General features: G+C 43.2%; 16 protein-coding genes. 8 read left to right on the top strand and 8 right to left on the bottom strand.

Features of this window, described 5'->3' with window-relative positions:
* Positions 1 to 33: 33 nt before the first annotated feature.
* Positions 34 to 2337 (top strand): glycoside hydrolase family 3 protein, encoded by a 2304-nt coding sequence (locus D2U88_RS08890; RefSeq protein ID WP_119640002.1) that lies wholly within the window; start codon positions 34 to 36, stop codon positions 2335 to 2337.
* A 66-nt stretch (positions 2338 to 2403) separates the two neighbouring features.
* On the opposite strand, the gene D2U88_RS08885 is transcribed toward D2U88_RS08890, so the two are convergent.
* From D2U88_RS08885 to D2U88_RS08875, 3 genes are all read right to left on the bottom strand, one after another.
* Positions 2404 to 2850: a hypothetical protein gene (locus D2U88_RS08885; protein WP_119640001.1), complete on the bottom strand. Its 447-nt coding sequence runs from the start codon at positions 2848 to 2850 to the stop codon at positions 2404 to 2406.
* A gap of 109 nt (positions 2851 to 2959) precedes the next feature.
* Positions 2960 to 3148 carry a hypothetical protein gene (locus D2U88_RS08880; RefSeq protein WP_119640000.1) on the bottom strand — a complete coding sequence of 63 codons (189 nt, stop codon included), beginning with the start codon at positions 3146 to 3148 and terminating at the stop codon, positions 2960 to 2962.
* Positions 3149 to 3311: 163 nt separating this feature from the next.
* Positions 3312 to 5810 (bottom strand): zinc-dependent metalloprotease, encoded by a 2499-nt coding sequence (locus tag D2U88_RS08875; RefSeq protein ID WP_119639999.1) that lies wholly within the window; start codon positions 5808 to 5810, stop codon positions 3312 to 3314.
* Between the two features lie 265 nt (positions 5811 to 6075).
* Between D2U88_RS08875 and D2U88_RS08870 the strand changes: the two genes are divergently transcribed.
* Positions 6076 to 6810 (top strand): hypothetical protein, encoded by a 735-nt coding sequence (locus tag D2U88_RS08870; RefSeq protein WP_147378572.1) that lies wholly within the window; start codon positions 6076 to 6078, stop codon positions 6808 to 6810.
* Between the two features lie 454 nt (positions 6811 to 7264).
* On the opposite strand, the gene D2U88_RS08865 is transcribed toward D2U88_RS08870, so the two are convergent.
* The 4 genes from D2U88_RS08865 to D2U88_RS08850 form a co-directional block, all read right to left on the bottom strand.
* On the bottom strand, positions 7265 to 8695 hold the full coding sequence (locus D2U88_RS08865; RefSeq protein ID WP_119639997.1) for an SLC13 family permease: 1431 nt from the start codon (positions 8693 to 8695) through the stop codon (positions 7265 to 7267).
* Positions 8696 to 8748: 53 nt separating this feature from the next.
* Complete coding sequence (lysS, locus tag D2U88_RS08860; protein WP_119639996.1) at positions 8749 to 10437, bottom strand: lysine--tRNA ligase; 1689 nt, start codon at positions 10435 to 10437, stop codon at positions 8749 to 8751.
* A 64-nt stretch (positions 10438 to 10501) separates the two neighbouring features.
* The gene (locus D2U88_RS08855; RefSeq protein ID WP_119639995.1) at positions 10502 to 11044 is read right to left on the bottom strand and encodes a thioredoxin family protein; all 543 of its coding nucleotides are present in this window, start codon (positions 11042 to 11044) and stop codon (positions 10502 to 10504) included.
* A 99-nt stretch (positions 11045 to 11143) separates the two neighbouring features.
* A complete protein-coding gene (locus D2U88_RS08850) occupies positions 11144 to 12190 on the bottom strand; it encodes a response regulator transcription factor (protein WP_119639994.1) in 1047 nt (348 codons plus the stop codon).
* Positions 12191 to 12280: 90 nt separating this feature from the next.
* On the opposite strand from D2U88_RS08850, the gene D2U88_RS08845 reads away from it, so the two are divergent.
* The 3 genes from D2U88_RS08845 to lipB all read left to right on the top strand — a co-directional run bounded on the left by D2U88_RS08845 (position 12281) and on the right by lipB (position 14067).
* Positions 12281 to 12436: a YqaE/Pmp3 family membrane protein gene (locus D2U88_RS08845; protein ID WP_119639993.1), complete on the top strand. Its 156-nt coding sequence runs from the start codon at positions 12281 to 12283 to the stop codon at positions 12434 to 12436.
* Between the two features lie 141 nt (positions 12437 to 12577).
* Positions 12578 to 13318, top strand: coding sequence for a hypothetical protein (locus D2U88_RS08840; RefSeq protein WP_235855760.1), 741 nt, complete (start codon positions 12578 to 12580; stop codon positions 13316 to 13318).
* A gap of 32 nt (positions 13319 to 13350) precedes the next feature.
* Complete coding sequence (gene lipB, locus D2U88_RS08835; protein WP_119639992.1) at positions 13351 to 14067, top strand: lipoyl(octanoyl) transferase LipB; 717 nt, start codon at positions 13351 to 13353, stop codon at positions 14065 to 14067.
* A 111-nt stretch (positions 14068 to 14178) separates the two neighbouring features.
* Here the strand turns inward: lipB and D2U88_RS08830 are convergent, their stop codons facing one another.
* Positions 14179 to 14541, bottom strand: a complete 363-nt coding sequence (locus D2U88_RS08830) for a winged helix-turn-helix transcriptional regulator (protein ID WP_119639991.1) — start codon at positions 14539 to 14541, stop codon at positions 14179 to 14181.
* 124 nt (positions 14542 to 14665) lie between these two features.
* Between D2U88_RS08830 and D2U88_RS08825 the strand changes: the two genes are divergently transcribed.
* The 3 genes from D2U88_RS08825 to D2U88_RS08815 all read left to right on the top strand — a co-directional run bounded on the left by D2U88_RS08825 (position 14666) and on the right by D2U88_RS08815 (position 17024).
* The gene (locus D2U88_RS08825; protein ID WP_119639990.1) at positions 14666 to 15460 is read left to right on the top strand and encodes an SDR family oxidoreductase; all 795 of its coding nucleotides are present in this window, start codon (positions 14666 to 14668) and stop codon (positions 15458 to 15460) included.
* A gap of 21 nt (positions 15461 to 15481) precedes the next feature.
* Positions 15482 to 15805, top strand: coding sequence for a nuclear transport factor 2 family protein (locus tag D2U88_RS08820; protein ID WP_119639989.1), 324 nt, complete (start codon positions 15482 to 15484; stop codon positions 15803 to 15805).
* 391 nt (positions 15806 to 16196) lie between these two features.
* Positions 16197 to 17024 carry a CPBP family intramembrane glutamic endopeptidase gene (locus D2U88_RS08815; protein WP_119639988.1) on the top strand — a complete coding sequence of 276 codons (828 nt, stop codon included), beginning with the start codon at positions 16197 to 16199 and terminating at the stop codon, positions 17022 to 17024.
* The last annotated feature ends 24 nt before the right edge of the window (positions 17025 to 17048 follow it).

Below are 17048 nucleotides of genomic sequence, written 5' to 3'. Positions count from 1 at the left end.
TTTCTGAACTACAATTAACTAACAAACCTTAAAATGAAAAAAGTAACAAAATACCTCTTGGCCGCTGCCTTACCTTTTTTGGTGGTGGCCTGTGGACCCAAATGGAAGGAGGCTGAAAAGGAAGGCTACACCTTGGTAGATAATACGGATGGCGCCACTCTGGGTTATGCTCCTGAATCCGAAGTAAAGATTTTGACCGTAGACCGATTTGCCTTTAAGGACCTGAACAAAAATGGCACCTTGGATCCCTATGAGGATTGGAGGCTTACCGCAGAGGAACGGGCAACCGATCTGGCTTCCAAAATGAGTGTGGAGCAGATCGCGGGGCTTATGCTGTACAGTGCCCACCAATCGATTCCCGGTGGAGGAAACAGCTTTTTTGGTCCTGTGACCTATAATGGAAAACCCTTTGCAGAAAGTGGCGCCAAGGCCAGTGATCTTTCCGATGCTCAGAAAATATTTTTAAAGGATGATAACCTCAGACATGTACTGATCACCAGTGTACAGACTCCCGGAGTTGCTGCACAATGGAACAACAACGCACAGGCTTTTGTGGAAGGAATAGGTATGGGAATCCCAATCAATACTAGCTCCGATCCAAGGCATGGCAGTGATTCCTATGCCGAGTTCAATGCCGGCGCGGGTGGCCGCATTTCTATGTGGCCTAGTAGTTTGGGTATTGCGGCCAGTTTTGATCCGGGACTCATGCAACAATTCGGGGACATTGCATCCAGAGAATATCGCGCACTGGGTATTGCCACGGCACTTTCACCCCAAATTGATTTGGCCACGGAACCCCGTTGGTCCCGTTTTGATGGAACCATGGGTGAGGACCCGAAATTGGCCACCGATATGGCCAGGGCCTATGTGGATGGATTCCAATCTTCCGATGATGGTGGTTGGGGGTATCAGAGTGTAAATGCGATGGTGAAACACTGGCCCGGGGGTGGTCCCGAAGAAGGAGGGCGTGATGCCCATTTTGGTTATGGAGCCTATGCGGTTTATCCGGGAAATAATTTAAAGGACCATCTCAAACCGTTCACCGAAGGGGCCTTTAAACTGAAAGGTGCAACAGGAATGGCTTCCGCTGTAATGCCGTACTATACCATTTCCACAGGAAGGGATACCGTAAACGGTGAAAGTGTAGGTAATTCCTATAATAAATATTTGATAACCAATTTATTGAGAGAAAAATACGGCTATGATGGAGTGGTATGTACTGATTGGGCCATTACCCGTGATGTGAGTTCTGTATATGTTTTTGAAGGAAAACCATGGGGTGTGGAGAACCTAAGTGTTGCTGAAAGACACTACAAGATCATTGAAGCAGGTTGTGACCAGTTTGGTGGCAACAATGATATGGACCCCGTGATCGAAGCCTATCAGATGGGGGTGAAGGAACATGGAGAGGAATACATGCGCAAGCGGTTTGAAATTTCCGCAGTGCGTTTGCTAAAAAATATTTTTAGGACCGGACTTTTTGAAAATCCGTATTTGGATGTACCCGAAACCGAGGCAACCGTGGGCAAACCCGAATTTATGGAGGCTGGTTACCAAGCACAATTGCGGTCTGTGGTCATGTTAAAAAATCAAGGGAATGCCCTACCTATGAAAGACAAGAAAAAAGTCTTTGTGCCCAAACGGTATGTGGCACCCAGTCGTAATTGGTTTGGAATGGAAACTCCGGAACGTTTGGATTATCCCTTCAATATGGAGGTGGTGGCCAAATACTTTGAAGTGGTGGAAAACCCAGATGAAGCCGATTTTGCCCTTGTAGGTATAGAAAATCCCAACGGGGGAGTGGGTTATGACGTTTCGGACACTGAAAAAGGAGGCAACGGATATGTTCCCATCAGTTTGCAATATGGTACCTACACCGCAACCTATGCAAGGGATAGCAGCTTGGCAGGAGGTAGTCCTATGGAAGATTTCACCAACCGAACCTACAAAGGAAAAACCTTTTTGGCCTCCAACACCACCGATATGGATTTGGTGAAGGACACCAAGAAAAAAATCGGCGAAAAACCTGTCGTGGTAATTGTGAGAGTATCCAAACCTATGGTTTTTGCGGAGATTGAACCCTATGCTTCGGCCATATTGGTACAAATGGGAGTTCAGGATCAAGCTTTGATGGATTTGGTTTCAGGCAAGGTGGAACCATCAGCACTATTGCCGTTCCAGATGCCAGTGGATATGAAAACAGTGGAACTCCAGTTCGAGGACGTGCCCAGGGATATGGAACCCTATATTGACTCCGAAGGCAATGCCTATGATTTTGCCTACGGGCTCAATTGGAGTGGTGTGATTAATGACGACCGGGTGAAGAACTACAAATAGAAGATGATTAAAACAAAAGAAGCCGCGACCATGGCAGGCGCGGCTTCTTAAAATCAACAAAAAACACTATCCTCTTCTCCCTCTCTCCTGCATTTTCTTTTTGCCATGCATGGCTTTGTGTTTTCTCATATCTTTCCAAGATTGGTATTGCTCATCGTTCAATACTTCTTTCATTTTGGCTTGGAAAGCAATTTGCTGGTCCAATCGGGCATTTTCCCTTTCAAATTTTTCCTCTGATGTGGGTTTTTTCCACTCACCACTTTCTTTCAAGGCCTTCATCTCGGCCCACTTTTCTTTTCTAAGCTGGGCTTCTTCCAAATTCAGTTTCATCACCTTGTCTTGTTGTGCCTTGGTCAAATCGAGGGCCAAAGTCATGTGTTTGGTCTGTAAAGTGGCCATCTCCTCGGCCGTCATGTCCATTTTTGGTCCTTTTGGCATTCTTGGACCTTCATTTTTTTGGGCCGCTACACCTATAGTGGCGAGCAGGACCAATACTACTGCTAATCGTTTCATATGCTTAAATTTTTAATGATTTTGAACCTTGGACAATGGCAATGCCCGTTGGTTTAACCATTAACACAACAATTATGAAGCTTTTAACAATAAATGGGATTGGGAGGATTTACGGTTGTACTTCCTCTTGGTCTTCTTTGGGTTGTTCCAAGGAATTGGCATCGTGGAAGTTCGCTTCCACGTAAGATTTGTTTGCCATTTGTTCTTGGAATTGATCGTGCTGATCTACCACATAGTAGATAAGGGAAGCCAGCACAAAACAGGAGAAATAGATGAGGCTCTTGATTTTGTAGGTCATGATGTTGAGATTTGGGATAACTAAGATAATCAAACCATATTTTAATCACCACGATATGTTGCGAAATGATCCTATAGAGATGTGAAGGGGTTAAAAAACAAGGTGTAACCAGTAGATATCTCGGTTACACCTTGTAAAAGTAAAATCCTATAAGAGGATGTCCCTATTTGGGATCTAAGATCATGTCGATGCGCTCCAAGGCATCCTGAAGGTGATAACGGCTCATGGGATCTGAAATTCGGGATAGACCAGATCGGATATCTCCTTTCAAATTATTGAGTTCTGCCCTTGCCACTGAACGGATATCGGACTGACTACTATTGACAGCGGTAGACTTGCGGTATCCCCCAAAATCTGGAAGTTTTGCTTCGTTATCGGCGGTCATTAAATAGGCCAAACGATCAATATGCGCTTTCTGAAGGTTTCTTCTATAGGTATCGATGGTTTTACCGCTTCGGGTTTCGGACCAGATACCCCTGCGAAGGTCTCTCATCATTTCCAACAAACCATAGGCTTTATCCCCATTGATAGTTTCGTTTTCGATGACCCTGGCCAATTTACCCAATTGCAACATGGTGTTTAGGTAACGCTCTTGCAAAGCACGAATACGCTCCACAGAACCGGAGTATTGAATTTTGTTGAAGATGTTTTGGTCGATCATCCATTCGGGAGTGGCAAACAATTGCTCCTGTAAGAAGTTCATACAATCTTTTTGATGTTGCTTACTCACATGAGTGTACACGGCACCTTCTTGATCGGCAGTTTTATGGTATTCGTATACGCCGCCAATGTTGTTGGCCACGTGGCCCATGTATCTTGCAAATTGGGAAACTACATGTCCGTACATGGTTTCCAAATCGGCATAATTTTCCCCATCTTCGGTGGTCCAGGCCATCAGGTTGGGCATGATTCGTTTTAAGTTGGCGATACCATATAAGCTGGCTTTGATGGCATCATCACCCAAATCCTCGGTTTGTGAGCTTGGATCGTGTATGTCGCCCACTTGTTGGTGTCCGAATCGGTACATGGGGTCATCGGCATGTTCAGTGATCCAACTGTTCAAAATTGGTTTTTCTTCCTTGGCCGTCTTGTCCAAAATTGGACGGTATCCCCAACTAATGGCATACTTGTCGTACACACCGATGTTCGGCATTAAGGCAACCCCTTCATCGCCCGGTTGGGCCACATAGTTGAAACGTGCATAGTCCATAATGGATGGTGCCGTACCATATTTTTGGGTAAAGACCTTGGAACGCAATGAATCTACAGGATAAGCAACGCTACTCCCCATATTGTGGGGCAAACCTAGGGTGTGACCTACTTCATGAGAAGATACAAAACGAATCAAACGGCCCATGATTGCTTCTTTAAACTGGGTTTTTTGAGCTTCGGGATTAATGGCAGCTGTCTGCACAAAATACCATCCACGTAGCAAGCTCATTACATTGTGGTACCAGTTAATATCCGATTCCAAAATCTCACCACTACGAGGGTCACTCACGTGAGGCCCATTGGCATTTGGAATGGGTGAAGCCAAATAGCGTACTACAGAATATCGTACATCCTCAGGAGACCATTCAGGGTCTTCTTCAGGAGTGGGAGGGTCCTTGGCAAGGATAGCATTTTTAAAACCGGCAGCCTCAAAGGCAACTTGCCAATCTTCTATACCTTGTTTAATAAAAGGTACCCATTCTTTCGGGGTGGCCCGGTCTACATAATAGATGATAGGTTTTTTAGGTTCTACCAGTTCCCCGGCCTTAAATTTTTCAATGTCCTCGTCCTTTACTTCCAACCTCCATCGGTCCAAATAGGTGACGGTCTTACTCTCTTGGGCATCGAGACCATAATCGACTTGACCTCTGGCAAACCATCCTACGCGTTCGTCAAAATAACGACGCTTCATGGGTTCTTTGGGCAACAAAATCATGGAATTGTTGATTTCCAGAGAAATGGAACCCAAACTTTCATTACTGGGTGGATCGTTGGAAATATAGGTCTTTACATGGCGCGCTTCAATGTTCAGCGGATAACTTTTAACGGATTCGATATAACTACGGTCACTGTCCAACCGTGTAACCTTATATCTCTTACGAATGCCTTCGGGTAGGCCAAGGGCATTCACATCTTTGGTAAACATAGGGTCTACCTCGATGACCGTTGCCGGGTTCAGGCTATCCTTTTTATTGAAGGCCTTGATCTCAAAAGCGTACAGTACGGGCTCAAAGTTGGAGTTCACCACCGCTTCATGGATAGGCAGCGAATCAGCCGCCACATTTTCATAGGAGGCTACCCGAAGCAATACCTGTTTTGGTTTTTTCTCCCAGCGGAGCACTTGGGTATTGATCTTGCCACCACCAAAACCAATTCCGGTAGCGGTTTTGGAGATTCGGCTTACCATCAACATTTCCCTGTTGAAAAGGGAATCCGGAATTTCATAGTAATATTTGTCGTCCACGGTGTGCACGCTAAAAAGCCCGGCATCGGTTTTGGCGTCCTTGGTGATGACCTTATCATAAGGTTGGATCTCACCAGGTTTGGGCTTCGACTCCTTTTTTTCCTCGGTTGCTTTTTTCTTCTTTTTGAAAAGTTGGGCTTCCGCTGGTTGGTAGAAACCCAATAATAGGAACAATACGATTAGTTTAGGTAGATTTTTTTTGATCATTATAAGTCAGTTTGGATAACTAAAGCTACCAAAGAACCTAAAAATCATTAAAAGTTACTGTTAAATAAATATTAATGCACATTTTTTTCGAGTGATATACGAATCTTTCGCAGTCCTGCGTTTTACTGATGGTTTCGGCTGAAACGCCTTGTTTTGCTGGGCTTAAGCGGCATCTGTTTTTCGTAAAAAAATCATAATTGCTGTAACAATTTAAAATCTGCATAGTCTTATAAGCATAACATCAATCAAAAAATTCAATCAAAAAATGAACAAGTTATTAATGGTCTATGGATGTGTCCTTTTAAGTAGTGCCGCCATAGCAAACGAACAGCAGAACGCCGTTACTCATCAGTCCAAAACTGATAGTCAGGGCACATTGGAAAACAGTTATACTGCATTGAACCTCAGTGCGGAAGGTAGTGAATCAACTTTGGATCTGAGTCATAAATCAGATTGGTCCTATGAGTTGGATCTGAATGAAATAGTATATATAGAAGATGATGTGGAAGTCGATCTTGGTTTTGACACCTCGGATTACCTTCCCGAAGGTTTCAACCCCTATAAAAACTATTTTGATCTGAATTCTATCATATACCTCGAGAACGAAGTTGAACCCAACCTTGGTTTTGAGACCCAAAAGTATTTACCTGCGGATTTTGATCCTTATACCGATGTGGTAGAAGTGAGTTCCATCAACTATATCGAGGAAGAGGATATGGATCTTGGATTCGATACAGAAGATTATCTACCTGAGGGATTCTCTCCGTTCGAGGTTTATGTAGATCTTAAATCCTTTACCTATATAGAGGATGATGAAGTGGAATTGGAATTGGGTATCGATAGCAAATATCTACTTCCTGCCAATTTTGATCCGTACACCAACGTGGTGGCAATAGGTTCCATCAACTACATGGAAGAGGATGAAAAAATAGATTTGGGTTTTGATACCTCCGTGTATCTCCCAGAAAATTTTGACCCTTACGCAGGGGCAATCTGGTAAGATGGTTTAGTTTTCATTTTACAAAATTTTTGAGTTAGTTAGCTATGAAAGGCCCTCGCAAGAGGGCTTTTTATTTACAGTAAGATGTGTTAAGGAAATCCCTATAAAAACTTGATTAACAAAAAAATAACACCTTTGAGGAATTCGCTATAAAATGTATGAAAAGGGAAGGAACCCAATAAGAAAGTCAAAATAAGGGAAGAGGGGCTGAAAGTTTGTCAAGGTATGGGCAAAATCACTGAAAAAGCCATTTTTGGGAGCCAGCCGTTAACCGTTAACAAAAGGCTAATTATAAAAATCTTCACTTTATTCAGTCATACATTTGTATCAAAGAACCGAAGGGCAGAGGCCCAATAAAAATAATTGAGTAAAGTAAGGTTGAGTTAGTTTCTTACATTTTTTTGAGTTAGTTAGTTTGTGAATGGCCCTTCCGCCCGGAAGGGCCATTTATTATTTAAAACAATACGGGAACTACAAACTTAAAGACTAAAACCAGCAACACCACCGCTATCAGATTCAATATAAAACCCACACGTGCCATTTGAGGGATTTTTACATACCCACTGGCAAATACAATGGCATTTGGCGGAGTGGCCATCGGTAGCATAAAGGCGCAGCTACTGGCAATGGTCACCGGAATCAATAAATACAATATAGGAATGTCCAGACCGATAGCAATACCTGCAACCACGGGTGCCAAAACGGCCACCAATGCCACATTGCTCATCAGTTCCGTCATAAAAAGCATCAAGAAGATAAGCAGGGCGGCCGTAAGCAATACACTGATTTGACTCTCCGCAATGGCATTGGCCACCATATCCACAATACCACTGGTTGACATGCCTTGGGCCAAGGCCAATCCACCCCCAAATAGAATCAAAATACCCCAAGCCAAACGTGAGGTATCTTTCCATTCGATGATGAAGTCCCCTTTCTTAATATTGTAGGGAATGGCGAACAGGGCAATGGCGGCAAAAATACTGATCATGGTATCCGTCAGCCCCAATTTGGGGAAAATGGCATTGATCAAGGTCCTAAAAATCCAAAGGAACACGGTGACCCCAAAAATGGCCAAAACCATTTTTTCCTTACCAGACGTAGGCCCTAATTTTTCCAATTCAGTATGGATAACATCCTTGGAGGCATTGAACTTGAGGTCTCTATTGGGGAACATCCATTTGACGAGCACTAAATAAGAAACACCGATCATGATGATGGCGAAGGGAAGGCCGATACTCATCCATTTTATGAACGAGATTTCCGTATTGTATTCATTTTCCAACAGTCCAATTAATACCGAATTGGGTGGTGTACCAATAACGGTGGCAATTCCCCCGGCATTGGCAGAAAAAGCGATACCGAGCATCACACTAAGGGCGAAATTCTGGTCATTCTTGGTGAAACCATCCGCATCATCCACCAAAAGATTGATTACGGAAAGGGCAATGGGTAGCATCACCACGGTACTGGCCGTGTTACTGATCCACATGCTCAGCGACCCCGTAGCGATCATAAAACCGAGCACCACTTTGTTGGGAGTGGTTCCCGTAAGCCGAATAATATTGAGGGCAATCCGTCTGTGCAGGTTTACCTTCTCCAGGGCCAAGGCCATAACAAACCCGCCAAAGAACAGGAACACGATGGGACTACCATAATTGGCACCAACTTCTGCAATGGACAAAATCTTTAAAATGGGTAAAAGGAGCAGTGGTAAAAGCGCCGTAACCGATATGGATACTGCTTCCGTGATCCACCAGATCAACATCCAAGAAGCAACAGCAATTACGGGATCTCCTTTGGCTGATACCAACTCAAAGGGCAAATTGTTCAAGATCAAAAAGGCGATGGGCCCTAAAACGAGCCCTATTTTCTTGCTTAGTTCCATTTGGGATTCTAAGCTATGCTTTTTTGTTAAATTTTAAAAATAAGAGTAAAAGGTTATTTGGCGATTGCAAATAGCCCATCATCTGTTTTGGAGACCTCAAAAATGCCAAGCTTAGCCAAGTTCTTGGTGCTCTTGTCCCATTTTTTGCCGCTCAAACCACTTTTGTCCTTTAGTTCGCCCAATGGCATTTGGCCAACAGGTTTCAATAGGTCCATGATGATTTTTTCCTCTTCGGAGAGTTCTACCTTTTTCTTTTCGGGTCGCATTTGCGGGAAGAACAACACTTCTTGAATGGAAGAATTGTTGGTCATCAGCATCACCAAACGGTCTATGCCAATACCGATACCGGAAGTTGGAGGCATTCCATATTCCAATGCCCTAAGGAAATCTTGGTCAATGAACATGGCTTCATCATCCCCTTTTTCGGAAAGTTTCAACTGATCTTCAAAACGTTCCCTTTGATCAATGGGGTCGTTGAGCTCGGAATAGGCATTGGCCAGTTCCTTCCCGTTCACCATCAACTCAAAACGTTCGGTCAACCTTGGATTTTCCCTGTGTTCCTTGGTCAACGGGCTCATCTCCTTTGGATAATCGATGATGAAGGTGGGCTGTATGTAGTGGTGTTCACATTTTTCACCAAAAATTTCGTCGATCAATTTACCAACACCCATGGTTTCGTTCACTTCGATGCCCAGTTTTTGGGCCACTTCACGAAGTTGGTCCTCTTCCATGTCGGCCACATCGTAACCTGTGTGGATTTTGATGGCCTCTAAAATAGGAACCCTTGGATACGGTGCCTTGAACTCAATTTCGTGCTCACCAACCGTTACTTTGGTACTGCCTGTGGCATCAATGGCGACTTTTTCCAACAGTTTTTCGGTAGTATCCATCATCCAGTTGTAGTCCTTATAGGCCACATAGAGTTCCATTACGGTAAACTCTGGATTGTGGGTGCGGTCCATCCCTTCGTTGCGGAAATCCTTGGCGAACTCATACACGCCATCAAAGCCACCAACAATCAATCTTTTGAGATACAATTCATTGGCAATGCGCAGGTACAAAGGAATGTTCAACGCATTGTGATGCGTTAAGAACGGACGTGCCGCTGCACCACCGGGAATGGGTTGCAAAATAGGGGTCTCCACTTCCAAATATCCTTTTTGATTGTAGAATTCCCGAATACTACTGGTAATCTTGGTCCTTTTGATGAAAGTATCCTTCACATGGGGATTCACGATCAGGTCCACATACCTTTGGCGGTAACGCAACTCGGCATCGTTGAACTCATCGTACACTTTTCCTTCGGCATCTACCTTTGGTAGGGGAAGGGGTCGCAAGGATTTGCTGAGCAGGGTGAAATTTTTCACCATTACTGTTTTTTCACCTACTTGAGTGGTGAACAGTTCGCCTTCCACACCGATGATATCCCCGATGTCCAACAGTTTTTTATAGACTTCGTTATACAGGTCTTTGTCATCACCGGGACAAATTTCATCACGGTTAAAATACACCTGTATACGGCCTTCACTATCCTGAAGTTCCGCAAAGGATGCCTTACCTTGGATCCTGCGCGACATCAACCTACCGGAAATCACCACCTTCTTGCCTTCCTCAAAATCATTCTTGATGCTCTTGGAAGTGGCATCAACAGGATACAATGCTGCGGGGTATGGGTTGATGCCCATCTCCCTGAGTTTGGTCAATTTTTCCCTTCGAACGATTTCTTGTTCCGATAGTTGCATAGTCTATTAAAAATTAAAGCGCAAAATTACACTTTTGCGCTTTAATTCCTTGCCTCGGCTTGCTTTAATATGCATAATGGGGTGTGTAAGGTTTGTTGAGGATAATTTGGGCCATGTCTTCCTCAAGCGATTCCAACGGACTTTCCACGATCCGGTTGACCTCTTTTCCGTCCTTGAAAAAGATGATGGTAGGTACTTTGATGATGTTCAGACCTTTCTCTTCGCCAGTCGGACTTTTCTTGTAATGCTCCTTTCTGTGGTCCAAGGCTACAATTTCCAATTGGTCCATAGGAAATTGGGCTGCTTCCAGAATTTTGATGATTCTTGGGGTTTCCCGCCTGCTATCACCACACCAAGTACCCAAAAAAAGTTGGATATGGTAGGTTTTGAGGTTTTTTTTGAAAAGGTCGACCAAGGTCTGGTCCACGGCGTAGTCTTCCATACCTTTTTGGAACCATTGGGCATAGGGAGCAGTGGACAAGCCATCCAAATTGATTTTGCCGACCATAAAGGTTTGGCCGTTTTCCATTTTGATCTCTTTGTTGAATTCCTGAGAAAAACTAGCAAGCGAAGTAAGGACCAACAAAAGGGTAGATGTGTGTTTCATGATGTTCCAGATTTATGATTTCGCTGGAAAATTCATCAAAATGAAGGGGTTATGCCGATTTTGGCAGATGGAAATGGGGACTAGACCTAGGGTCGATTTTTATTTTTGGAAGAGCAATACGATTTCTTCCCTAGATGAAATGTCCAGCTTTTTGTACAGGTTGTTGATGTGTGTCTTCACGGTACTGAGGCTCACAAAAAGAGCACTGGCAATCTCCTTGTTGCTCTTGTCCAACAAAATGTAGTGCACAATTTTTTGCTCTTGAGGGGTGAGTTTCTGTAAAAGGTCATCACTGTGGGTTTTAAGCTTGGCCCTTCGGTTGACAAAAAAGTAAAGATTGCCCAAAAGAGATAGCACCAATATTAAAAGTGCCACCCAAACCCACTTCGCTATTTTGGGTTGATTAAAAGTTGCCAAATCCTTGTCCGTGCTAATTTCAGCCTCATATTCTTGGGTAAAGTTGGCATCTGGATAGGTTTGTTCCAATCGGTTGGACAATTCTCCATAATATGGGTTAACACTTACATCCTGAAGATAATGGGAATAGGTTTCATTCCTTTTGTCCGATAAAAAATCGAAGATCAAGAGTTCAACCAAAGGTTCGTTGGCCTTTTCTCCAAAATTTTGTAGCTCCGAGAACCATTTTTTCATGTTGAGATTTTTGCTGGTCTCACTGGGGTAATCCACAAAATCATAGGCCATGCGTTCCTTTAGGATTTCCCATTCCAACAATAAGGAAGATTTCGGATTGGTAGAGTTTATGGTGCAGAGCGATTGTTCCTCGAAAGAGGTGGGGAACTGCACCGTATCGGTATTGTTCGCAATGAACAGCACACTTTTGCTGTTGTTGCATTGCCCTAAAAAGTGGGCTCCCGAGGATTCTTCCGAACAACCATCCAAATGGATACGATACATTCGGTTTTCAGTAGTGAGGTTATCGCCTTCAAAAAGAAACCGGCCCAAGGAATCCACTTCCACCTTTTTCACGATTTGATCCAGATACACCCGCGATGACTTTCGGTAGTCCTCCACCAAGGATAAATAGATGGCGTTACCGGCATTTTCGGGCGATACTTCCCCTGAAAATCGGTATTGCGCCGACAGGAATGATATTTGGAAAAGGAAGACAAAAAAACAAAACCTCATAATGCAGGGATGGATGTTAAAAATAGTAGTTTTATGTAACAAAATGCGTCATTTAACTACCAATAAGTATCATCAATCAAAATCAAAAAAATGAGTTTCTGGAGAGTTTTGTTGGCCATACTTTTCCCTCCCCTTTCCGTAATCGGTAAAGGCTGCGGGTCAGTTCTGATTGTCCTTCTGTTGACGTTTTGTGGTTGGGTGCCCGGTGTTATTGCGGCATTGATCATTTTGAACAATCCCAACTAAAAAGCTTAATTGATTCTTGTCAACAAGGTTCCACATAGTGCAATTACTTTGGTTGCTTTATTGTGGAAGAAGGGCTATTGTGCTATTTTTAGCCCGAAAGAAGGTATGTCTGCAGTACGATATGCCATTAAACACAAAACCATGATCAGAAAAATCCAGTTGTTGGTTGGTCTTTTGGCCATTGCCCTAATCAGTTCGTGCAATTTTACCGAGGAAATCCATTTACAGGAAAACGGCTCCGGAAAGCTTTCCATCAAATTTGATGGCTCCGATATGATGGAGATGGGTGGTGAAGAATTGGCCAAAACGGATGAGAAGGCGGTGGACAGTATCATTTCTTTCAAAGATTTTTTGGAAGAGCATAAGGATAGCATTGCCCAATTGGCACCTGAAGAACAGGCCAAACTGAAACGTTTGGAACCCTTCAACCTGCGTATGGTGATGAATCCCGAAAAAAAGGAAATGCTGTTCGACCTTTTTAGTGATTTTAAAGATATCAGCGAGGTGAACAATGCGTTCAACACCTTTCAGGAAGCCAGTATGTTGGGGCCCAACAGTCAAAAAGCACCTGCGCCCATGCCCGCTTCTGAGCAGGCTACCGAAGTGTATTATTCCTTCGCTAAAAACAAGTTTACCCGAACGGCCAAGATTGTCAATGAAGAACTTTTTCAAAAGCAATTGGATAGCATGCAGGGGGCGGAAATGTTCCTTTCTGGCTCGTCCTACACGATTAAATACCATTTTCCCAAGAAAGTAAAATCCACCACCGCCGAAGGTGCCACCTTTAGTGTGGATGGCAAGACCATGATCTACCAAGTGGACTTCTTAGATCTCATGAAAAATCCGGCATTGCTTGACCTAGAGGTAGAACTGGAAAAATAGGTTCTCAATCCTAGTCTTTGTACCTTTGTACCATGAACAAGATAGTAGCGGTACAGGATTTGGGCCATAAGGACTATAAGGAGACGTGGGACTACCAAGAGGCTCTTTTTAAGGATGTTGTGGATACCAAGGTGAAGAACCGACGAGAGGGTACGAACATAGAAACCTCCAACCATTTTTTGTATGTGGAGCACCCCCATGTGTATACCTTGGGTAAGAGTGGGGACATTGACAATTTGTTGGTGGATGAAAAGGTACTCGAGGCCAAAGGTGCCACTTTTTACAAGATCAACCGCGGTGGGGACATCACCTATCACGGCCCTGGACAGATTGTGGGCTATCCTATCTTAGATCTTGATAACTTCTTTACGGACATCCACAAATACCTGCGTTTTTTGGAAGAAATGGTGATCCTGACCTTGGCAGAATATGGTATTAAAGCCGAACGCTCCCAAGGCGAAACGGGCGTTTGGTTGGATGTGGGCACACCCTTTGCCCGAAAGATATGTGCCATGGGCATACGTGCCAGCCGCTGGGTGACCATGCACGGCTTTGCCCTGAACGTAAATGCCGACTTGGGCTATTTTGACATGATGATTCCCTGTGGCATCAAGGGCAAGGCGGTAACTTCCTTAAATGTGGAACTGGGCCAAAAAGAAGTGGATGTGGAGGAAGTAAAAGCCAAACTCCTAAAACACTTTGCTGCTTTGTTTGAAGCGGAATTGGTACAGGCACAAGTTGGGGTATAGTTTTCAGTTCTATTGAAAAAGAAGAACTTCAAGTCTTACCAATAAATCTTTATAATAGTCTGGTCATAACTCTGGTCGTGAGACTAAATAGACCATGCAGAAGAAGACAAACTAATTACTTTCCGACCTTTTCAAAATCACGTTTCGTAAGCGCTCTTCGTTTTCATCACCCCAGTTTCCCAACATAGAGATAACGGGGATCAATGACTTTCCGAAGTCAGTTAGACTATATTCAACTTTTGGTGGAACTACTGGATAAATTTTCTTGGTAACCAATTCGTGTTTTTCCAACTCCTTCAGCTGTATGTTCAAAACCCTCCGAGAAGCATCGGGAATTTTTCGTTGTAGTTCGCTTGGGCGTTTGTGTCCGGCATTAATAAACCACAGCAAACGGATTTTCCATTTCCCATACAGCACTTCGCCTATCAAATCCAAGCCACAATTCAGATTCAATGGAATTTTTCTTTCATACATATTGCAAAATTACCCCAATGTTCCAAAATGCACAACAGGGGAAAAATTTATCCGTATGCAATTCGGTTTTCCGTAATTGCCCAAAACGATTATACTTCCCAATTTTGCTTCAAAATTTGAACACATGGGAGAAGAATTTAATTTCAATAACGAGCTGTCGGGCAAAGTTGCTTTGGTGACAGGAGGAACAAAAGGTACGGGAAAAGCCATTGCCGACAGGTTACTTAACGCAGGTGCAACAGTGATCATTACCGCACGAAAGGAGCCAGAGGGGACGAAGGAAAAACTGCATTTTATTTCGGCTGATCTGAGTGCATCTGCAGGAACTCAAAAAGTAGTTTCGGAAGTGTTGGCAAAGTTCGGGAAATTGGACATTCTCATAAATACTTTGGGCGGTTCCGAAACAAAGGGCGGTGGTTTTGCAGTATTGAACGATGAGGATTGGGAATATGCCATCCAGACCAATCTGCTTGCACCTGTTCGGTTGGACAGAGGATTTCTACCGCAAATGATTGAACAGAAAAGTGGTGTGATCATCCACATAGCCTCCATTCAAGGCAAATTGCCCTTGTATGACAGTACTTTGCCTTATGCTGCCGCAAAAGCGGGTTTAATTAATTACAGCAAAGGCTTGTCCAATGAAGTTTCACCCAAGGGGGTAAGGGTTCTAACGGTTTCCCCTGGTTGGATTATGACAACTTCTGCCGAAAGAATGATGGAACGCATTGCGGAAAGTTCAAATACTACCATTGAACAAGCCACACAAAGTGTAATGGACGCATTGGGAGGAATACCAATGGGCAGACCTGCAAAGCCTGAAGAAATTGCCGAGTTGGTGGGCTTCTTGGCTTCGCCAAGAGCCAATTATTTGACGGGGACAGAATTTGTAATTGACGGTGGAACGATACCCACCATTTAATAATCTCAAAAATTTAAAACAATGAATTTACCAAGAGTAGTAGCGGATTTAATAGAAGCACAAAACAAGTATGATTCTGCCTCCTATGCAAATTGTTTTTCCGAAACAGCGGTCGTTTTTGACGAAGGAAACACCTATGAAGGAAGAGCGGAAATCCAAAACTGGATAGACAATGCCAATAAAAAATTTAAAACCGTACAGAATCCTTTGAAATATGAAACGTTTGAAACAGAAGATGTTTTGACAGCAGAAATTTCTGGGAATTTTGAAGGCAGTCCAGTTGTTTTGCATTATCATTTTAAAATCGACGACGGACAGATTCAGTCCCTGAATGTGAAAATCTGATATCATTATACCTAAACGAAAAGTTGGCCTCAGCGTAAATCGGTAAACTGATAAGTGCAATGTGGGTCAAACTTTTAAAATTCTACTATATCAAACAATGGACCGGAACATTGCCCCGGTCCATTGTTTTTGCAAAGTAACCGACTTGCCCACTGAACTACGGGAGCATGGACTTGCCATTAGGTCGCCACTTTTGTTATAGGATTCCTGTTTTAACATATATATATGATATTCAGTCAGTTATGATATTTAAAAACCTCTTATTTGTCCCTTTCAGTGCCATAATTGGAAGTTTTAGGCCATTTCCTCAAAATGTGATTGGTCATCCTATATTATTTGCGGAGTAACAATCATGGGGCATCATCGTCGTATGACAAATCCATCAATCTAAATGAAAAACTTTTCCCCCTTCGCAGTCGGTATACTTATGGTACTCATTATTGGGTTGATCATGCTATTGCCGGTTGATGGAATTTTCCCAATGGAATACTTCTCCCCGTTCCAAGTAGAGTATATAGCACGATCACTTAAAATGTTTGTCCTTTTCGCTTTGAGCGCTTGGGGAATTAAAAAGATGCAACTTAAATCCTTATCTGGCCTGTCCCCAGAATATAAATGGACTTCAAGGTTGCTGAATCTGATACCCATCTATCTTTTTCTTCTTGGTTTTGCTTCTTTCACGGGGAATGATATTTCGGCCATAGTCCCATCTGACGTTTTGCTTTTATTGTTCGGTTGTCTAGTGGTAGGTTTTGCCGAAGAGTTTATGTTCAGGGGGTTTTTACAACCCCTTTTTATCCAAAAATTCATATCCAGAAAAAATGGAATTTTTTTAGGGGTTTTATTTCCGGCGTCATTTTTTGGTGCCACACATCTTTTGAATTTGACTGTAAATGATAATGTTCCACAAGTGTTGGTACAATCCATATATGCCACCTTCATCGGGTTCTTCTTTGGGGTACTTTTATTGAAAACCAACAAGTTGGTTCCGCTGGCCATTACGCATGGACTTATAAACTTCTTCTTCTTGCTTGGCACGCTTCCAGGGGTTATTGTTTCTTCGGACATTCAAGAAGGTTCTCAAGGAACAGGTTCCCTAATAGGACAAATTATAGGGTATATGATGCCCATGTTATTGGTGCTGCCACTTTTTATAGTTGGTTTAATAGTGCTGCGAAGAGTTGAAAAAGAGGAGGTTCTCAAAAAAATAAAGCGTTAGCATTTTTCAGTTCTTTACTGATAA

It is taken from the genome of Flagellimonas aequoris (genome assembly GCF_003584165.1).
GTDB lineage: Bacteria > Bacteroidota > Bacteroidia > Flavobacteriales > Flavobacteriaceae > Flagellimonas > Flagellimonas aequoris.
Note: the sequence above shows the minus strand (reverse complement) of the source record. Positions and strands in the feature narration are given on the sequence as shown.

Coding starts and splice junctions, on each gene's coding strand:
- D2U88_RS08890 (WP_119640002.1), top strand. CDS start 34: ATGAAAAAAGTAACAAAATACCTCTTGGCCGCTGCCTTACCTTTTTTG.
- D2U88_RS08885 (WP_119640001.1), bottom strand. CDS start 2,850: ATGAAACGATTAGCAGTAGTATTGGTCCTGCTCGCCACTATAGGTGTA.
- D2U88_RS08880 (WP_119640000.1), bottom strand. CDS start 3,148: ATGACCTACAAAATCAAGAGCCTCATCTATTTCTCCTGTTTTGTGCTG.
- D2U88_RS08875 (WP_119639999.1), bottom strand. CDS start 5,810: ATGATCAAAAAAAATCTACCTAAACTAATCGTATTGTTCCTATTATTG.
- D2U88_RS08870 (WP_147378572.1), top strand. CDS start 6,076: ATGAACAAGTTATTAATGGTCTATGGATGTGTCCTTTTAAGTAGTGCC.
- D2U88_RS08865 (WP_119639997.1), bottom strand. CDS start 8,695: ATGGAACTAAGCAAGAAAATAGGGCTCGTTTTAGGGCCCATCGCCTTT.
- lysS (WP_119639996.1), bottom strand. CDS start 10,437: ATGCAACTATCGGAACAAGAAATCGTTCGAAGGGAAAAATTGACCAAA.
- D2U88_RS08855 (WP_119639995.1), bottom strand. CDS start 11,044: ATGAAACACACATCTACCCTTTTGTTGGTCCTTACTTCGCTTGCTAGT.
- D2U88_RS08850 (WP_119639994.1), bottom strand. CDS start 12,190: ATGAGGTTTTGTTTTTTTGTCTTCCTTTTCCAAATATCATTCCTGTCG.
- D2U88_RS08845 (WP_119639993.1), top strand. CDS start 12,281: ATGAGTTTCTGGAGAGTTTTGTTGGCCATACTTTTCCCTCCCCTTTCC.
- D2U88_RS08840 (WP_235855760.1), top strand. CDS start 12,578: ATGATCAGAAAAATCCAGTTGTTGGTTGGTCTTTTGGCCATTGCCCTA.
- lipB (WP_119639992.1), top strand. CDS start 13,351: ATGAACAAGATAGTAGCGGTACAGGATTTGGGCCATAAGGACTATAAG.
- D2U88_RS08830 (WP_119639991.1), bottom strand. CDS start 14,541: ATGTATGAAAGAAAAATTCCATTGAATCTGAATTGTGGCTTGGATTTG.
- D2U88_RS08825 (WP_119639990.1), top strand. CDS start 14,666: ATGGGAGAAGAATTTAATTTCAATAACGAGCTGTCGGGCAAAGTTGCT.
- D2U88_RS08820 (WP_119639989.1), top strand. CDS start 15,482: ATGAATTTACCAAGAGTAGTAGCGGATTTAATAGAAGCACAAAACAAG.
- D2U88_RS08815 (WP_119639988.1), top strand. CDS start 16,197: ATGAAAAACTTTTCCCCCTTCGCAGTCGGTATACTTATGGTACTCATT.